We start from the raw sequence: 15,410 nt of genomic DNA on the forward strand, positions 1-15,410 counted from the left end.
GTGTTCCTTACTTCTGGGTATTTCCGGTGTTATTGCGGTTGCGCAGGACGGCCTGGATGCCGGCGATTGACGGTTCGTTCTGCAGGGAGGTGGTGTCACCGAGGGCGGTTCCCTCGGACAGTTGGGTCAGCAACCGGCGCATGATCTTGCCGCTGCGGGTCTTCGGCACGTCGGGAACGACGACGACGTCGCGCGGCTTTGCGATCGGCCCGATCTGCGTCGCGACGTGTGCCTTCAATTCGGACGCGATGTCCGCGCTAGCCGCCGATTCCCGAAGGACGACGAACGCGACGACCGCGTGACCGGTCTTCGGGTCCGCGACGGGGCAGACGCCGGCCTCCACCACGTCCGGGTGTGCGACGAGGGCCGATTCGATCTCGATCGTGGAGAGCAGGTGCCCGGAGACGTTGAGGGTGTCGTCCACCCGCCCCAGGATCCAGATGTCGCCGTCGTCGTCGTATTTGGCGCCGTCGCCGGCGAGGAACCAGCCCTGTTCGGCGTACTGGCGCCAGTAGGAGTCGAAGTAGCGTCGGGGGTTGCCCCAAACGGTCCGGGCGATGGCAGGCCCTGGGGCGTCGACCACGATGAAGCCCTGGACGCCGGGCGGGACGGTGTTGCCGGCCTCGTCCACGATCCGGGTGCCGACGCCGGGCAGTGGCCGTGCGGCGCAGCCGGGTTTGAAGGCGGCGTCGGTCGGGGCGGGGGAGAGGATGGTGGCACCGGTTTCGGACTGCCACCAGGTGTCCACCACGGGGGCGGTGCCGGCGCCGACGTTGTCGCGGAACCAGCGCCACGCTTCCGGGTTGACGGCTTCGCCGACGGTGCCGAGCAGGCGGATGGAGGACAGATCGTAGCCGGCCGGGACGCCGTCCGGGAACCAGCCCATCAGCGAGCGGACCAGGGTGGGCGCGGTGTAGTACTGCGTGACGCCGTAGCGTTCGATGATTTCGAAGTGCCGGCCCGGGTGCGGGGTGTTGGGGGTGCCCTCGAAAATCACCTGGGTGGCGCCGTTGGAGAGCGGGCCGTAGAGCTCGTAAGTGTGCGCGGTGACCCACGCCAGGTCCGCCGTGCACCAGTGGACGTCCTGGCCGCGGAGGGCCGGGTCCGGGTTGCTGAAGAGGTGCTCGAAGCTCCAGGACGCCTGGGTGAGGTAGCCGCCGGAGGTATGGACCAGGCCCTTGGGCTTTCCGGTGGTGCCGGAGGTATACATGATGAACAGCGGCGTCTCGGCGTCGAACGTCTCGGCGTAGTGGACGTCGGAGGCGGTCCCGACGGCGTCGTGCCACCAGACGTCGCGGCCCGCGGTCATCGGCACGCTGTCCAACAGCTCCGGCGCGGTGGTGCGGTTGACCACAAGGACGTGCTCGATCGCGTTGTCCCCGGCGACGGCCGCGTCGGCGTTCGCCTTGACCGGGACGGCCGCGCCGCGGCGGAACTGCCCGTCGGTGGTGACCAGCAGTTTGGCGCCGGTGTCCTCGACCCGGAACTTGAGCGCCTCGGCGGAGAAACCGCCAAACACCAGCGAATGGATGGCGCCGATCCGGGCCACGGCGAGGGTGACGATCACCGTTTCGGGGATCACCGGGAGGTAGATGACCACCCGGTCGCCCTTGCTGATGCCGAGGGCCTGCAGGGCGTTGGCGGCCCTGGCCACCTCGCGCTGCAGTTCGGCGTAGGTGATTCTCCGGCGGTCGCCCGGCTCGCCCTCGAAGAACAAGGCCACCTTGTCCCCGCGTCCCGCCGCTACATGGCGGTCGACGCAGTTGTAGGCGACGTTGAGCTTCCCGCCGTCGAACCAGCTGATCTGCGGGCCGGTGCCGGCGTCCGCGTCAGCCGGGACGCGGCGGTGCGCAGTGTGCCAGGGCTTGTCCTGGCCCGGCACGTCCTCCCAGTCGAGCCGGAGCGCTGCCGCCTCCCAGAAGGAGACGCGTTCAGCCTCGGTGGCCGGGTGGGCTGCCGGTGCTGTCTCGGTGGCTACGCCCATCGTTTCACCGCCCACTTTTCGGCCAGGCCCAGCAGCGCATCGGTGACCTTGCCGATCACGGCCAGCAGCACAATGGCCAGCAAGAGCCGGTCCGTGCGGCCGTTGTTCTGCGAATCCGTGAGCAGGAAGCCGAGGCCCATCGAGGAGGCAATGAGTTCGGCCGCCACCAGGAACAGCCAGGCCTGGGCCAGCGCGAGCCGGAGGCCGGAGAACACGGCCGGCACGACGGCGGGGAGCTGGACCGTGGTCAGCAGCTTCACGCCCTTGAGCCCGAACGCCCGCGCAGCTTCCACGAGGTTCCGGTCCACGTGGCGCAACGCCACGGCGACCGTGGTGAAGACCGGGAAGAAGGCGCCGATCAGGATCAGCGTGATCTTGGAATCCTCGCCGATCTTCATCCAGAGGATCAGCAGCGGCACCCACGCCAGCGACGGGACGGCCCGGAGCGCGCCGACGGTGGGGGCCAGCAGGGCATCGGCGAACCGGGACAGGCCCACCAGCGACCCGAACACCAGCCCCAGCGCCGCGCCGGCCGCGAAGCCGATCAGCACCCGCTGGGTGGAGATGGCGATGTGCTGGCCGAGCTGGCCGCGTTGGAGCAGGTCCAGACCGGCTTCCAGCACCATGGCCGGCGGCGGGAGCTGGACCACGCTGAACACCCCGGCAGCCGTGGACAGCTGCCAGGCGGCCAGCGCCGCTGCGGGAATGATCAATCCAAGGAGCAGACGCGCCCAGCCGTTGGCCAGGATCCCGGCGGGGGACCATCCGTTCGCCGGGGAGCCGCTTCCGCCCGTGAGGGGGGAAGCCGGCCGGGCGGCGTCTGCAGGAGTTGCGGGGACGGCTGCAGCGCGCCCGTCCGCAACACTGGTGCCGGTGAGGAGGGGATTTCCGAGGTCGCTCATCAGGAATCCTTGATGGCGGACGGGTCCGCCTTCTTCACCAGCGAGTCATCGAGAAGGCTCGCGACGGCGTCGTCGATCTGCTTCTGGCTCGCGACGTCCCCGGTCTCCACAAAGGTGGGGCCGATCTTGGCGAGGACCTTGCGCTGCGCCTCGCCCGGCGCCGGGTCAACGTCGAGGTTGCTGCGCTGCAGCACGACGGTCTTCGCGACGGCGGGGTCGAGGCTGGCGGCCTCGGCAAGGATCTGCGCTGTTTCATCCGGGTTGGCCGCGGCCCAGGCGCGGGCCTTCTCGTAGGCGTTGACGACGGCCTGAGCCTGCGCCGGCTTGTCCTTGAGGAAGGACTCGGTGGCGTTCAGGAAGCCGTAAGTATTGAAGGACAGGTTGCGGTAAAAGAGTTTGGCGCCCTTCTGCTCCGCGCCGGCCATGATCGGGTCGAGCCCGGACCAGGCATCCACCGAGCCGTTCTCCAGGGCGGCGCGGCCGTCGGCGTGCTGCAGGTTCTGTACGGTGACGTCCTTGGCGGACAGCCCGGCTTCGGAGAGGGACTGGAGCAGGAAGAAATACGGATCGGTGCCCTTGGTGGCGGCCACCGATTTGCCCTTGAGGTCGGCGACCTTGGTGATGCCGGAGCCGGGCTTGGTCACCAAAGCAGCCCACTCGGGCTGGGAAAAGATGTCGATGGCCTTGATCGGGGACCCGTTGGCCTTGGCCAGGAGGGCGGCCGAGCCGGCGGTGGAGCCGACGTCGATCGCGCCGGACCGCAGCGCCTCGTTGGCCTTGTTGGAGCCGGCCGACTGCACCCATTTGACGCTCACGCCCTGGTCCTTGAGGGAGGCCTCGAGCCAGCCCTTCTTCTTGATCACGAGGCTCAGCGGGTTGTACGTCGCGAAGTCGATGTTCAGCGTGCCGCTCCCGGCTGCTGCGTTGGCGGCGGCCTGGCCGGAGCCTTCGCCGGCGACGCAGCCGGTGAGGGCCAACGCGGCGGAGACGGCGGTGGCCGTGAGGAACGAGCGGCGGGTAGCCGGGCGGAGGCTGGTTTTGCGCAATGGCATAGAGGTTCCTTTGAGAACGGTGCGAACGGTGCGGAGGTGTGAAGAACGGTGCGGCGGGCCGCCCCGGCAGGCAGGGGGGGCGGCCGGCGAGGTGCCGGCAGAGACGGTTGGGGCGGGGGCTGCTAGTGGCCGTCGACGCCGAGGCTGGCCAGGAGCGAGGCCCGCATTCGGGCCAGCTCGGCCGAGGCCCGGTCCCGGGGGCGTCCTCCGGGGACGGCGACGGTGCGGACGATCGTGGCGCCCGGGGCCGCCTCCGTTTCCCTGCCGAGGACGATGATGCGGTCGGCAAGCTGAAGGGCCTCGTCGACGTCGTGCGTCACCAGCAGCACCGTGGTCGGCTCCGCCCGGTGGACATCCAGCAGCAGGTCCTGCATCTTGATCCGGGTCAGGGCGTCGAGGGCGCCGAAGGGTTCGTCGAGGAGCAGGACGCCGGGGTTGCGGGCCAAGGCCCGGGCCAGCGAGGCGCGCTGGGCCATGCCGCCGGAGACCTCGCGCGGCCGGTGCTTGGCGAAGTCCTGCAGCCCCACGAGTTCAAGAAGCCGGGCCACCTTGGCTTTGCCGTCCTTGGCGCTGACCCCGGCGGGCAGCCCGATGGCGATGTTGGCCTGAAGGGTGTGCCACGGCAGCAGGCGGGGCTCCTGGAAGGCGAAGGCGCAGCGGGGATCAACGCCCTGGACCGGGGCGCCGTCGATCTCGACGCTGCCGGCGCTGGGGGCATCAAGGCCCGCGGCGGCGCGCAGCAGCGTGGATTTCCCGCAGCCGGACGTGCCGAGGATGGCCAGGACTTCACCGGCGCGGACGTCGAAGTTCACGTCGCGGAGCACGGTGTGCGCCTCGCCGCCGGAACCGAACGCGCGGCGCAGGCCGCGGAAGGACACCGGCAGGGCCGGGGTGCGGGTGGGCTCACCGGCGCGGGCGTCCGCGGACGCCTCTGCGGGGGAGGTGGACAGGACAGCAGTCATAGGGATACTCCATCGGTCCTGGCAGTAGCACCCTACGGAACGAGCCTTCGGTCCGGGTGGTCAGTCCGGCCGTTCCCATGGCTCAGTACCTTGCTATCGGCGGATCCCGGGGAGGGAATCCGACGACCAGGGTTGCTGCGGCTTCATCGATCCAGGTCTCTCGGCCGCTCGGGATGGTCACTATCCACTAAAACGGATGCGGCGGATTCCCCCAAATCTGCCGCGTAATATTCGGACACCTGGCCGCTGGGTCCCGGGCGGTCATTCGATTGTTCGGACGGCCCCGGTTGAGTAGGGCCCTGCCGCTGTTCTGCCGGGGGCGGGACGTAGGCTGTGCAGATGACCCACGTGAACGACCCAGCAGTCATCGAACGCCTCCTGCGCACCAAAGGCAGGTGGGCGGTCGTGGGACTGACCACCAACCAGTGGCGCGCCGCCTACGACACCTCCCTGTTCATCCGGGACCGGCTCGGCATGGAGATCATCCCGGTCAACCTCCCGGCCGACCCCGTCCACGGCGAGACGGGCTACGCCAGGCTGTCCGACATCCCGGACGCGAAGCAACCGCTCGACGTCGTGGATTGCTTCGTCAATTCCTGGAAAGTGGGGGACGTGGTGGACCAGGCGATCGCGGTCGGGGCGAAGGCCGTCTGGCTGCAGCTGGACGTCATCGATGAGGCCGCCGCCGCCCGCGCCAAGGCGGCCGGCCTGGACGTCGTCATGAATGCCTGCCCGGCGCAGCTGGCACCGCGCCTCGGGCTCTGACACCGGGCTTTGGTGCCCCGTCCCGGCCGGACGCTGACGCCGGGCTCCTGCCGGCCACAACCGCCCCGGCTAGGCTGGGGGCATGGACGCAGCAGCACTCCGCGGGCTTTGCCTGGGTTTCCCCGGGGCCTTCGAGGACTACCCGTTCGGACCGGAAACCGCGGTCTTCAAGGTCCGCGCCGCGGTGCCCGGCGGGGCCCGGCACGAAGCGAAGATGTTCGCCCTGTCCGCACTGGATCCGGATGACCTGGCCGTAAGCCTGAAATGCGAACCCGCGCTCGCCGAACAGCTCCGCGCCGCGCACCCGGAAATCACTGGAGCATGGCACCTGAACAAACGGCACTGGAACGGCGTCCGGCTGGACGGTGCCCTGCCGGATGCGATGGTCCGGGACATGGTCGAAGACTCCTACGACCTCGTGGTCGCCACCCTGAGCCGCCGCCAGCAGGAGCAGCTCGGCTGGGCCCGGCTCGCCCGCGGGGAGGGCCGGCCGTGACGGGGCCGCGGATTGCCCGCGGCGAACTGAACTATCCCGGAATCGGCGCCACCCAGAACGGCACGGCGCCGGAAGGCTTCCACCGGTTCCAGACCCGCGCCCACCTGGGCCAGGGGTACCGCACCTACCGCCGTGTTGCCGACGGGATCCTCGCCTGGCAGATCCAGCGCCGGTCCGGGCTAAGGGTCCGGACTGAAACCGAGTCGGTGGAGTCCGGCGCCCGGATTGTCAGCGGATTCGGCCTCGGACCGTTCAGAATCAACGCGCCGTGTGAGGTCGTGTGGGTCCACCGCCCGGACCCCGGAGACGCCCCGCAGTCGGCCGGATTCGGCTACGGCACACTGCCGGGTCATCCGGAAAGGGGCGAGGAGGCGTTTGAAGTTTCCATCGATGCCGCCGGCGCCGTGACTTTCACCATTACCGCGTTCAGCAGGCACGCCAACTGGTTCTATGCCGCCGGCGGTGCCGTGGCCAGGGCGGCCCAAAGACTCATCACTTCCCGATACCTTAGGAGTGCACAGGAACTGGCCGCAGGTGAGACCTGAGAGGAGCAGTACATGCTGAATCAACAGACCCTTGACCGATTCTGGAACTTTGACGATCCCGGCCTTTCGGAGGCCCGCTTCCGGGCGGCGATCGAGGATCCGGCCTACGACGACGACGAGCGGGCCGAGTTCGCCACCCAGCTGGGACGGGCCATCGGGCTGCAGGGACGCTACGAGGAAGCCGACGCCCTGCTGGACGCCGTCGACGCTGACGAACCCACCGTGGCCGTCCGGGTGCTGCTGGAACGCGGCCGGGTGCTGAACTCCAGCGGCCACGCCGAAATGGCGGTCCCGCTGTTCGAACAGGCCGCCGAACTGGCCGACCACCTGGGCGAGGACTTCCTGGCCGTGGACGCCCTGCACATGCTGGCGATCGCCGACGCCGCGCACGCCGAGACGTGGACCCGCAGCGCGCTGGAATACGCGTCCACGGTGCATGACGCCCGGACCAAACGGTGGATGGTGGCGCTGCACAACAACCTGGGCTGGTCCCTGCATGGCGCGGGACGGTGCGCCGAGGCCATGGTCGAGTTCCAGCTTGCCGAGCAGTGGGCGGAGCGGGTGGGCACGCCGCAGCAGCAGGAACTGGCCCGGGCGGCCATCGACGCCTGCTGAGCCCCAGGCCTGCAACTGCAAGAATGGAAGACCGATGTACCCCCCCACCGAAAGGCCCCGCCGTGATCTTCATCGTCGTTAAATTCAAGGTCAAGCCCGAGTGGTCCGAGCGCTGGCTCGGCCTCGTGGAAGACTTCACCCAGGCCACCCGGCAGGAGCCCGGCAACCTGTGGTTCGACTGGTCCCGCAGCGTCGAGGACCCCAACGAATTCGTCCTGGTCGAGGCCTTCAAGGACGACGCCGCCGGGGACCACGTCAACAGCAGCCACTTCAAGCAGGCCATGGCCGACATGCCACAGGCGTTGGCCGAGACGCCCCGGATCATCAGCCGCCAGCTCGACGGCGAAGGTTGGGACCGGATGGGCGAACTCACCATCTAACCTGCGTCGATTCACCCCCGTCGATTGCTCCGTAACTGCCCTTTGGAGCCCTCAAAACGGCAGTTACGGAGCAACCGATGTGAAAATTGATCCATGTGGATCGGATGGATCGAATTCGACATCCTGCTGGGCGACGTGCACAGCCTCAAGGAGAAGCGCTCCGTGGTGCGGCCGCTGCTGGCGGAGCTCAAGCGCCGCTTTGATGTCTCCGTAGCCGAGGTCGGGGACCACGAGCAGCACCGGCGCACGCAGCTGGGCGCGGGCCTGGTCGCAGCCGACCGCGCCCATCTCGTGGAGGTGCTCGCCGCCGTCGAGCGCTTCGTGGCCGCAAGGCCGGAACTCGAGCTGCTCAGCGCCCGGCAGCGGGAACTGCGCAGCGACGACTAACCGGCATTAAAGCGCGAACGGACACTTGGGGCCCTTTGGGAAGGGCCCCAAGTGTCCGTTCGCGCTTAAGCCGACGGGGTGGGGCTAGCCGAAGTGCTTCGGCAGGGTCCCCTCGTGGGCTTCGCGGAGCGCGGCCAGGTCCAGGGTGTCCACGCCGTTGATCTCCAGCTTGCCGCTCTCGGCATCCACGACGCCGATCCGGACGTGTGCGAAGCCGCGGGCGGTGCACATGTCCTTGAAGCGGATCTCCTCCGAGCGCGGCACCGCCACAATGGCGCGGCCCTGCGACTCGGAGAACAGCGCGGTGAACAGGTCCACGCCGTCGCGGTCCATCACATCCTGCAGCGAAATGCGGGCGCCGACGCCGTAGCGCAGCGCGGACTCCGCGAGGGCCGCCGCGAGGCCGCCTTCGGAGAGGTCGTGCGCTGAGTCCACCATGCCGTCGCGGGAGGCGTTGATCAGGATCTCACCCAGCTCGCGTTCGGCGGCGAGGTCCACCTTGGGCGGCAGCCCGCCCAGGTGTCCGCGCAGGTTGGACCATTCGGAGCCGTCCAGTTCCGCCGCCGTCGTACCCAGCAGGTAGATGGCCTGGCCGTCCTCGCGCCAGCCCGAGGCGGTGCGGCGCGCGACGTCGTCGAGCTTGCCCAGCACGGCGACGACGGGGGAGGGATGGATCGGAACGCTTCCGGTCTGGTTGTAGAGCGAGACGTTGCCGCCGGTGACCGGGATGCCCAGCTCCATGCAGGCATCCGAGAGGCCGCGGATGGCCTCGGCGAGCTGCCACATGACGTCGGGGTCCTCGGGGGAGCCGAAGTTCAGGCAGTCGCTGACGGCCATCGGCACGGCGCCGGAGGTGGCCACGTTGCGGTACGCCTCGGCGAGGGCCAGCTGCGCGCCGTGGTACGGATCGAGGTAGGTGTAGCGGCCGTTGGCGTCGGTGGCCAGGGCCACGCCCAGGCCGGTTTCCTCGTCCACCCGGACCACGCCGGCGTCGTCCGGGAACGCCATGGCGGTGTTGCCGCCGACGTAGCGGTCGTACTGGTCGGTGATCCAGGACTTGGAGCACATGTTCGGCGAGGCGACGAGCTCGGTGACCGCGGCAGCGAGTTCCGCCGGGGCGGCGGGACGGCCGGTGTCCTGTACGGAGCCGGTGAAGGAGTCGGCCTGGACGGCGTCCTGCCATTCCGGGCGGGCGTACGGTCGGTCGTAGACCGGGCCGTCGTGGGCCACGGTGCGCGGGTCGACGTCGACGATCACTTCGCCGTCCCAGGTGATGATCAGGCGGCCGGTGTCGGTGACCTCGCCGAGCCAGGAGTACTCCACGGCCCACTTGTCCATGACCGCTTCAAACGCGGCGATGTTCTCCGGGGTGACCACGGCCATCATGCGTTCCTGCGACTCGGACATCAGGATCTCGCCCGGTGTCAGCGTGGGGTCGCGCAGCAGGACGGAGGTCAGCTCGACTTCCATGCCGCCGTCGCCGTTGGAGGCGAGCTCGGACGTGGCGCAGGAAATGCCGGCCGCGCCCAGGTCCTGGATGCCCTCCACCAGGGAACCCTTGAACAGTTCCAGGCAGCACTCGATCAGGACCTTCTCGGCGAAGGGGTCGCCCACCTGCACGGCGGGGCGCTTGGACGGCTTGGTGTCGTCGAAGGATTCGGAGGCCAGCACGGAGGCGCCGCCGATCCCGTCGCCGCCGGTGCGGGCGCCGAACAGCACCACTTTGTTGCCCTTGCCGGAGGCGTTGGCGAGGCGGATGTCCTCGTGGCGCATGACGCCGACGGCGAGCGCGTTGACCAGCGGGTTGCCCTGGTAGACGGAGTCGAAGACCATTTCGCCGCCGATGTTCGGCAGGCCAAGGGAGTTGCCGTAGCCGCCGATGCCGGCCACGGCGCCGTGCATGACGCGGGCGGTGTCCGGGTGGTCGATCGCGCCGAACCGCAGCGGGTCCATCACGGCCACCGGGCGGGCGCCCATCGAGATGATGTCGCGGACAATCCCGCCGATGCCGGTCGCGGCACCCTGGTAAGGCTCCACGAACGACGGCGAGTTGTGCGACTCGATCTTGAACGTCACGGCCCAGCCGTCGCCCAGGTTGGTGACACCGGCGTTCTCGCCGATGCCCACGAGCATGTCCTTCTTCATCTCCTCGGTCACCTTTTCGCCGAACTGGCGGAGGTGGTTCTTGGAGGACTTGTAGGAGCAGTGCTCGCTCCACATCACGGAGTACATGGCGAGCTCGGCGCCGGTGGGGCGGCGGCCCAGGACCTTCACGACCTCGTCGAACTCGTTCTGCTTCAGGCCCAGCTCGGCCCAGGGGAGCTCCACATCGGGGGTGCTGGCCGCGTTTTCCACGGTGTCGATGTTGAACTTCTTGGCGGTCTCCGCGGGCGCCGCCACTGCGGGTGTCTCCGTCATTTGTTGTCTCCCACGATCTTGTTCAGGACAGAGGTGAAGAAGCCGAGGCCCTCGGTGCCGGAGCCGAGCTCCGGGCCGAAGCCGGCCTCGACGGCGTGCTCGGGGTGCGGCATGAGGCCCACCACGTTCCCGGCGGCGTTGGAGATGCCGGCGATGTCGCGGCGGGACCCGTTCGGGTTCCAGCCGACGTAGCGGAACACCACGCGGCCTTCCGCCTCGAGGGCGTCCAGGGTCTTCTCGTCGGCGATGTACTGCCCGTCCTGGTTCTTCAGCGGCACGGTGATTTCCTGGCCGGGCGCGTAGTCGCGGGTCCAGTCGGTGGTGTTGTTTTCCACCCGCAGGACCTGGTCGCGGCAGAGGAACTTCAGGTGGTCGTTCTTGATCATCGAGCCGGGCAGAAGGTGCGACTCGGTGAGGATCTGAAAGCCGTTGCAGATGCCGAGGACGGGCAGCTTGGCGTCCGAGTTTGCGGCGTCGATGACCTTCGCCATCAGCGGCGCGAAACGGGAGATGGCGCCGGCGCGGAGGTAGTCGCCGTAGGAGAAGCCGCCGGGGATGATGACGGCGTCGACGTCGCCCAGGTGAGTGTCGGCGTGCCAGAGGGCCACCGGGGTGGCGCCGGCCAGGCGTACCGCGCGGGCGGCGTCGCGGTCATCGAGGGTGCCGGGGAAGGTGACGACGCCGATTTTCGCACCAGCGAGCTGGGGGTGCGCGGCGACGGCGACCGCCTCACCGATCAGGGGGAGTTCAGTCATCTCAGGCCTCGACGACCTCGACGTTGACGACGTCTTCGATGACCGGGTTGGAAAGCAGGGTTTCCGCGGCGTTCCGGGCCTGGGCCAGGATCTCCTCGGTCACCTCGCCGTCGACGGTCAGTTCGAAACGCTTGCCCTGGCGGACAGCGCTGAAAGCGGTGAAGCCCAGGCGGGGCAGCGCACCCACGATGGCCTTCCCCTGCGGGTCGAGAATCTCGGGCTTGGGCATGACGTCGACAACGATCCGGGGCATCCGGCAACTCCTGTGCGTGAGCATTGGGTAAGGGCGCAGCGGAGTTGTGCCGTCTCACGCCGGTCCGGTGTGTGGTGACACCGTGTTTAAGAACAACATGGAACGGGCGCTCCGCGAGCTTGCATCCCCATTCTACCGGGCGCCGTGCACCACACCGCATTCGTGACCGGTCGGTGCTCCAGGCGGCCCGGGCCCTGGGCGGCTGTGGTCTCCGCCCGGCGGGCTCAGTAGGATGGGCAGATGGCTGAGAAACCCAAATCCGTCCTGCTTCCCGTGGTCGCCGCCGCCGTCTTTGCCGGGCTTGGCCGGATGGTGTGGCAGAAGATCAGCGCGGACCGCGCCGCTAGGGAAAGCAAGATTGCCGGCCCCCTCGATGACAAGACGAAGGCTTGGATCAGCGAGGTCGTGCGAACACCCCGGCAGTAGCCCACCCCCCGGCGGCCTGCGCCAGGCCGCCCGGACGCCCCAACCCCCAGCCGGGACGGCACTGCCGTCCCGGCTTTGCCACGCCCCCGGCGCGCTGCCTTGTCGAGGAGTGTGACCAATTCTGATTAGTCATCTGTGGCCTATGTCATATCTGGCTCTCAGTCTGTACTGTATGAATCGGCTGGTATCCGCCGGGGCGGGAGTCAACTCCTCATCCCGAACCCGTACCAGTCCGTCGTCCCCGGCAATGGCGCCGGGACCGTACCTTCTGAAAGGTTCAAACCACTCGTGAAATCACCAGGAAAGAGCTTCCTTCGAAGCGGGGGACTCCGGAGGGCCGTGGCACTGACCCTGGGCTTGCCGGTTCTCCTTTCAACCGTTGCCATTGCGCCCGCCATGGCGGCTCCCGGCCAGGGAGCGACAGTGGCCGAAGTCGCCCAGAAGAATCTGGATCCCGCCAGCTACCCGGACGGGCGTTACATCGTCCTGCTCACCGAGAAGCCGGCAGCCACCTACGAGGGCAGCACGGCAGGGCTGCCTGCCACGAAACCGGCGAAGGGCAAGAAGCTCGACGCCAACAAGGCCGAGGTCAAGAAGTACCGGGCCCACCTTGAGAAGAAGCAGTCGGACGTCGCAAGCAAGCAGAGCGTCAAGATCCAGCGCCAGTTCTCCGCCGCGGTCAACGGCTTCAGCGCCACCCTCACCACGGACCAGGCCGTCAAGCTCGCCAAGGACCCCAACGTCCTGACCGTGGCCCGCGACACGGAAAACGCCCCGGACTACTCCAGCACCGATTTCCTCAAGCTCAGCGGCGAGAACGGGACGTGGAACACGAAGTTCGGCGGCCAGGACGCAGCCGGCAAGGGCGTCGTCGTCGGTGTGATTGACACCGGCTACACCCCGGACAGCGCCTTCTTTGCCGGCGAAGAGGTCAAGCCCCTGGTGGGCTCGCCCGTCGTCGGGGTGCCCTACCGCACCGCCGACGGCAAGATCGCCATGCTCAAGGCCGACGGCGAAACCTTCGTCGGGGAATGCCAGAAGGGCACCGGAACGGGTGCGTCCTTCGACGGTTCCGCCTGCAACTCCAAGGTCCTCAGCGCGCACTACTTCGCCGACGACTTCCTGGCCTACGTTCCGCCCGGCGACCGCGCCCCGGAGGAGCAGCTGTCCCCGGTGGACGTGGCCAGCCACGGCACCCACACGGCCAGCACGGCTGCCGGCAACAAGAACGTCGAGACCTTCGTTGACGGCCGCAGCTTCGGCCTGACCAGCGGCATTGCGCCCGCCGCGAAGCTCTCGGTCTACAAGGTGTGCTGGGAGGACACCGATCCCAACACGGGCGGCTGCTATAGCTCCTCGTCGGTGGCCGCCGTCGAGCAGGCCATCGAGGACGGCGTGGACGTCCTGAACTACTCAATTTCCGGCTCAGCGACCTCCGTCATTGACCCGGTGTCGGTGGCCTTCCTGAACGCTGCCGCCACGGGCATCTTCGTGGCCGCGTCCGCCGGCAACTCCGGCCCGACCGCGAGCACCGTCAACCACGGCGGCCCGTGGGTGACCACCGTTGCCGCCAGCACCTTCTCCCAGGAGCTGCAGGGCACGGTCGAATTCGCCGACGGCACCAAGTTCCGCGGGGCCAGCATCATGAACGGCGAAGTCAAGGACGCCGGCGTCGTGCTGGCCGCCAACGCTGCCGCGACCGCCGGGAACGCCAACGCGGCCCTGTGCGGACCTGACACCCTTGACCCGGCGAAGGTTGCCGGCAAGGTTGTGGTCTGCGACCGCGGCGTCTTCGACCGCGTGGCCAAGAGCGCCGAGGTCAAGCGCGGCGGCGGCGTCGGCATGATCCTGGTGAACCTCAGCAACTCCTCCCTGGATGCCGACCAGCACTCGGTCCCCACCGTCCACGTGAACCCGCCGGCCACCGAAGCCATCAAGGCCAAGGTGACGGCCACCCCGGACATCAAGGTTTCCCTGATCAACAAGGACACCACCGGCCTGCCGCTGGAGGCCCAGCCGCAGATCGCCGGCTTCTCCTCGCGCGGCCCGCTGCTGGCCACCGATTCGGACCTGCTGAAGCCGGACGTTGCCGCTCCCGGCGTCGCCATCCTGGCCGGCGTCTCGCCCATCGCTGAAGGCGGTGCCAAGTTCGGCTTTATGTCCGGTACGTCCATGGCCTCCCCGCACGTCGCCGGCTTCGGTGCCCTGCTGCTGGGCAAGAACCCGAACTGGTCCCCGGCCACGGTCAAGTCCGCCATGATGACAACGGCCTCCGACGTCAAGCTCGCGGACGGGTCCAAAGACACGGACGTCCACGCCACCGGCGCGGGCGAGGTGGATCCGGCCCGTATGGTCGATCCGGGCCTGGTCTACGACGCCAGCTTCGAGGACTACCTGAAGTTCATCCAAGGCACCGGCATTGACCTGGGCCTGCCGACCAGCACCAAGGCCCGGGACATGAACGTCCCGTCCTTCTCGCTGGGCAACCTGGCCGGGAAGATCACGGTCACCCGCACGGTGACCGCCCTGACCCCGGGTGTCTACAAGGTCACGGCCAACGTCCCCGGCATCAAGGTCAGCGTGGCTCCGGCCGCCCTGAACTTCAAGAAGGCCGGTGAAACGCGGACCTTCAAGGTCAGCTTCGAGAACCAGGGCGCCGCTCTGGGCAAGTTCGCCATGGGCTCGCTGAGCTGGCAGGGTGCGGGCAAGACCGTCACCTCGCCCATCTCGGTCCGCCCGCAGTCCGTGGTGGCCCCGAAGGATGTCTTCTTCAACACCACGGCCGCCACCGGTTCCGGCGACATCAATGTCGTCTCCGGCACCAACAACCCGGTCAGCATGACGCTGGACGGCCTCTCGAAGGCGGACTCCTCCGCCGTTGAGCTGGTCCCGGGTCCGTTCACCGGCCGCGCCGACGCCTCGACCTTCGTCAAGACCGTCACGGTTCCGGCCGGGGTTCCGCTGGCCAAGTTCTCGGTGGTCTCCTCTGACCCGGACTCGGACTTCGACATGTGGGTCGTTACTCCCCGAGGTGTCGAGCAGGTCGCAACGTCCTCCTCGAGCGAGACGCTGTCGATCAGCAACCCGGCAGCGGGCAAGTACACGATCTACGCGAACCTGTACTCCAGCCCGGACGGCAAGGCCCGCAAGGCCTCGGTGGACGCCGCGGTGCTCGGCGCGAACGTGGGCAACGCGACGCTGTCGCCGAACCCGCTCAAGCTGGCCAACGGCAAGGCCGGCAAGGTCACGCTGAACTGGAAGGGCCTCGCGACCGGCTCCTACATTGGCCGGGTGACCTTCGCCGGAGCCAGTGAGCCGACGTTTGTCAGCGTTGTGGTGTCGCCGGCCGGCACCGCCACTGTGGCTCCCTCCGCGGGGGCTCCGGCCACGGTTGCGGACCAGGGCGCAGGCCAGGCCCGCAACAACGCCATCTAGGCGGTTAGGCAGCTAACAACAGCGATGGCCGGCGG

Annotated in this window: 15 protein-coding genes; 8 read left to right on the forward strand and 7 right to left on the reverse strand. The window is 68.6% G+C overall.

The genetic code is table 11. The features are described from left to right. Positions 1-7 precede the first annotated feature (7 nt). The 4 genes from acs to ABIN76_RS04980 form a co-directional block, all read right to left on the reverse strand. A complete protein-coding gene (gene acs, locus ABIN76_RS04965) occupies positions 8-1,984 on the reverse strand; it encodes an acetate--CoA ligase (protein WP_346958604.1) in 1,977 nt (658 codons plus the stop codon). After that, positions 1,975-2,886 (reverse strand): ABC transporter permease, encoded by a 912-nt coding sequence (locus ABIN76_RS04970; protein WP_346958605.1) that lies wholly within the window; start codon positions 2,884-2,886, stop codon positions 1,975-1,977. Before ABIN76_RS04970 ends, acs begins: the two co-directional genes overlap by 10 nt. Beyond that, positions 2,886-3,938, reverse strand: a complete 1,053-nt coding sequence (locus tag ABIN76_RS04975) for an aliphatic sulfonate ABC transporter substrate-binding protein (RefSeq protein WP_346958606.1) — start codon at positions 3,936-3,938, stop codon at positions 2,886-2,888. The genes ABIN76_RS04970 and ABIN76_RS04975 overlap by 1 nt, the downstream gene beginning before the upstream one ends. A 122-nt stretch (positions 3,939-4,060) precedes the next feature. Beyond that, positions 4,061-4,900, reverse strand: a complete 840-nt coding sequence (locus ABIN76_RS04980; protein WP_346958607.1) for an ABC transporter ATP-binding protein — start codon at positions 4,898-4,900, stop codon at positions 4,061-4,063. Between the two features lie 339 nt (positions 4,901-5,239). Between ABIN76_RS04980 and ABIN76_RS04985 the strand changes: the two genes are divergently transcribed. The 6 genes from ABIN76_RS04985 to ABIN76_RS05010 all read left to right on the forward strand — a co-directional run bounded on the left by ABIN76_RS04985 (position 5,240) and on the right by ABIN76_RS05010 (position 8,088). Beyond that, complete coding sequence (locus ABIN76_RS04985) at positions 5,240-5,665, forward strand: CoA-binding protein (protein ID WP_346958608.1); 426 nt, start codon at positions 5,240-5,242, stop codon at positions 5,663-5,665. 82 nt (positions 5,666-5,747) lie between these two features. Then, a complete protein-coding gene (locus ABIN76_RS04990; protein ID WP_346958609.1) occupies positions 5,748-6,161 on the forward strand; it encodes an MmcQ/YjbR family DNA-binding protein in 414 nt (137 codons plus the stop codon). Further along, positions 6,158-6,706 (forward strand): DUF1990 domain-containing protein, encoded by a 549-nt coding sequence (locus ABIN76_RS04995; RefSeq protein ID WP_346958610.1) that lies wholly within the window; start codon positions 6,158-6,160, stop codon positions 6,704-6,706. The genes ABIN76_RS04990 and ABIN76_RS04995 overlap by 4 nt, the downstream gene beginning before the upstream one ends. 12 nt (positions 6,707-6,718) lie before the next feature. Continuing rightward, a complete protein-coding gene (locus ABIN76_RS05000; protein ID WP_346958611.1) occupies positions 6,719-7,321 on the forward strand; it encodes a hypothetical protein in 603 nt (200 codons plus the stop codon). 62 nt (positions 7,322-7,383) lie between these two features. Next, positions 7,384-7,701 (forward strand): putative quinol monooxygenase, encoded by a 318-nt coding sequence (locus tag ABIN76_RS05005; RefSeq protein WP_346958612.1) that lies wholly within the window; start codon positions 7,384-7,386, stop codon positions 7,699-7,701. Positions 7,702-7,794: 93 nt separating this feature from the next. Beyond that, complete coding sequence (locus ABIN76_RS05010; protein WP_346958613.1) at positions 7,795-8,088, forward strand: DUF503 domain-containing protein; 294 nt, start codon at positions 7,795-7,797, stop codon at positions 8,086-8,088. 84 nt (positions 8,089-8,172) lie between these two features. Here ABIN76_RS05010 and purL read toward each other — a convergent pair whose 3' ends face one another. Genes purL through purS form a run of 3 tightly spaced genes read right to left on the reverse strand, consistent with a single transcriptional unit; the run spans position 8,173 to position 11,514 of the window. Next, positions 8,173-10,506 (reverse strand): phosphoribosylformylglycinamidine synthase subunit PurL, encoded by a 2,334-nt coding sequence (gene purL / locus ABIN76_RS05015; RefSeq protein WP_346958614.1) that lies wholly within the window; start codon positions 10,504-10,506, stop codon positions 8,173-8,175. Then, positions 10,503-11,261 carry a phosphoribosylformylglycinamidine synthase subunit PurQ gene (gene purQ / locus ABIN76_RS05020; protein ID WP_346958615.1) on the reverse strand — a complete coding sequence of 253 codons (759 nt, stop codon included), beginning with the start codon at positions 11,259-11,261 and terminating at the stop codon, positions 10,503-10,505. Before purQ ends, purL begins: the two co-directional genes overlap by 4 nt. A gap of 1 nt (position 11,262) precedes the next feature. After that, complete coding sequence (gene purS, locus ABIN76_RS05025) at positions 11,263-11,514, reverse strand: phosphoribosylformylglycinamidine synthase subunit PurS (protein WP_056427643.1); 252 nt, start codon at positions 11,512-11,514, stop codon at positions 11,263-11,265. 240 nt (positions 11,515-11,754) lie between these two features. On the opposite strand from purS, the gene ABIN76_RS05030 reads away from it, so the two are divergent. Beyond that, a complete protein-coding gene (locus ABIN76_RS05030; protein WP_346958616.1) occupies positions 11,755-11,940 on the forward strand; it encodes a hypothetical protein in 186 nt (61 codons plus the stop codon). A gap of 396 nt (positions 11,941-12,336) precedes the next feature. After that, positions 12,337-15,375: a S8 family serine peptidase gene (locus tag ABIN76_RS05035; protein ID WP_346958617.1), complete on the forward strand. Its 3,039-nt coding sequence runs from the start codon at positions 12,337-12,339 to the stop codon at positions 15,373-15,375. Positions 15,376-15,410: the final 35 nt, after the last annotated feature.

The sequence above is a fragment of the uncultured Arthrobacter sp. genome, assembly GCF_964021775.1.
In the GTDB taxonomy this organism is placed as follows: domain Bacteria; phylum Actinomycetota; class Actinomycetes; order Actinomycetales; family Micrococcaceae; genus Arthrobacter.

Excerpts from the sequence above, each read along its gene's own strand:
- ABIN76_RS05035 (WP_346958617.1), top strand. The coding sequence starts at position 12,337 with ATGGCGGCTCCCGGCCAGGGAGCGACAGTGGCCGAAGTCGCCCAGAAG.
- ABIN76_RS05000 (WP_346958611.1), top strand. The coding sequence starts at position 6,719 with ATGCTGAATCAACAGACCCTTGACCGATTCTGGAACTTTGACGATCCC.
- purL (WP_346958614.1), bottom strand. The coding sequence starts at position 10,506 with ATGACGGAGACACCCGCAGTGGCGGCGCCCGCGGAGACCGCCAAGAAG.
- acs (WP_346958604.1), bottom strand. The coding sequence starts at position 1,984 with ATGGGCGTAGCCACCGAGACAGCACCGGCAGCCCACCCGGCCACCGAG.
- ABIN76_RS05010 (WP_346958613.1), top strand. The coding sequence starts at position 7,795 with ATGTGGATCGGATGGATCGAATTCGACATCCTGCTGGGCGACGTGCAC.
- ABIN76_RS05030 (WP_346958616.1), top strand. The coding sequence starts at position 11,755 with ATGGCTGAGAAACCCAAATCCGTCCTGCTTCCCGTGGTCGCCGCCGCC.
- ABIN76_RS04990 (WP_346958609.1), top strand. The coding sequence starts at position 5,748 with ATGGACGCAGCAGCACTCCGCGGGCTTTGCCTGGGTTTCCCCGGGGCC.
- ABIN76_RS04970 (WP_346958605.1), bottom strand. The coding sequence starts at position 2,886 with ATGAGCGACCTCGGAAATCCCCTCCTCACCGGCACCAGTGTTGCGGAC.
- purQ (WP_346958615.1), bottom strand. The coding sequence starts at position 11,261 with ATGACTGAACTCCCCCTGATCGGTGAGGCGGTCGCCGTCGCCGCGCAC.
- purS (WP_056427643.1), bottom strand. The coding sequence starts at position 11,514 with ATGCCCCGGATCGTTGTCGACGTCATGCCCAAGCCCGAGATTCTCGAC.
- ABIN76_RS04980 (WP_346958607.1), bottom strand. The coding sequence starts at position 4,900 with ATGACTGCTGTCCTGTCCACCTCCCCCGCAGAGGCGTCCGCGGACGCC.
- ABIN76_RS04985 (WP_346958608.1), top strand. The coding sequence starts at position 5,240 with ATGACCCACGTGAACGACCCAGCAGTCATCGAACGCCTCCTGCGCACC.
- ABIN76_RS04975 (WP_346958606.1), bottom strand. The coding sequence starts at position 3,938 with ATGCCATTGCGCAAAACCAGCCTCCGCCCGGCTACCCGCCGCTCGTTC.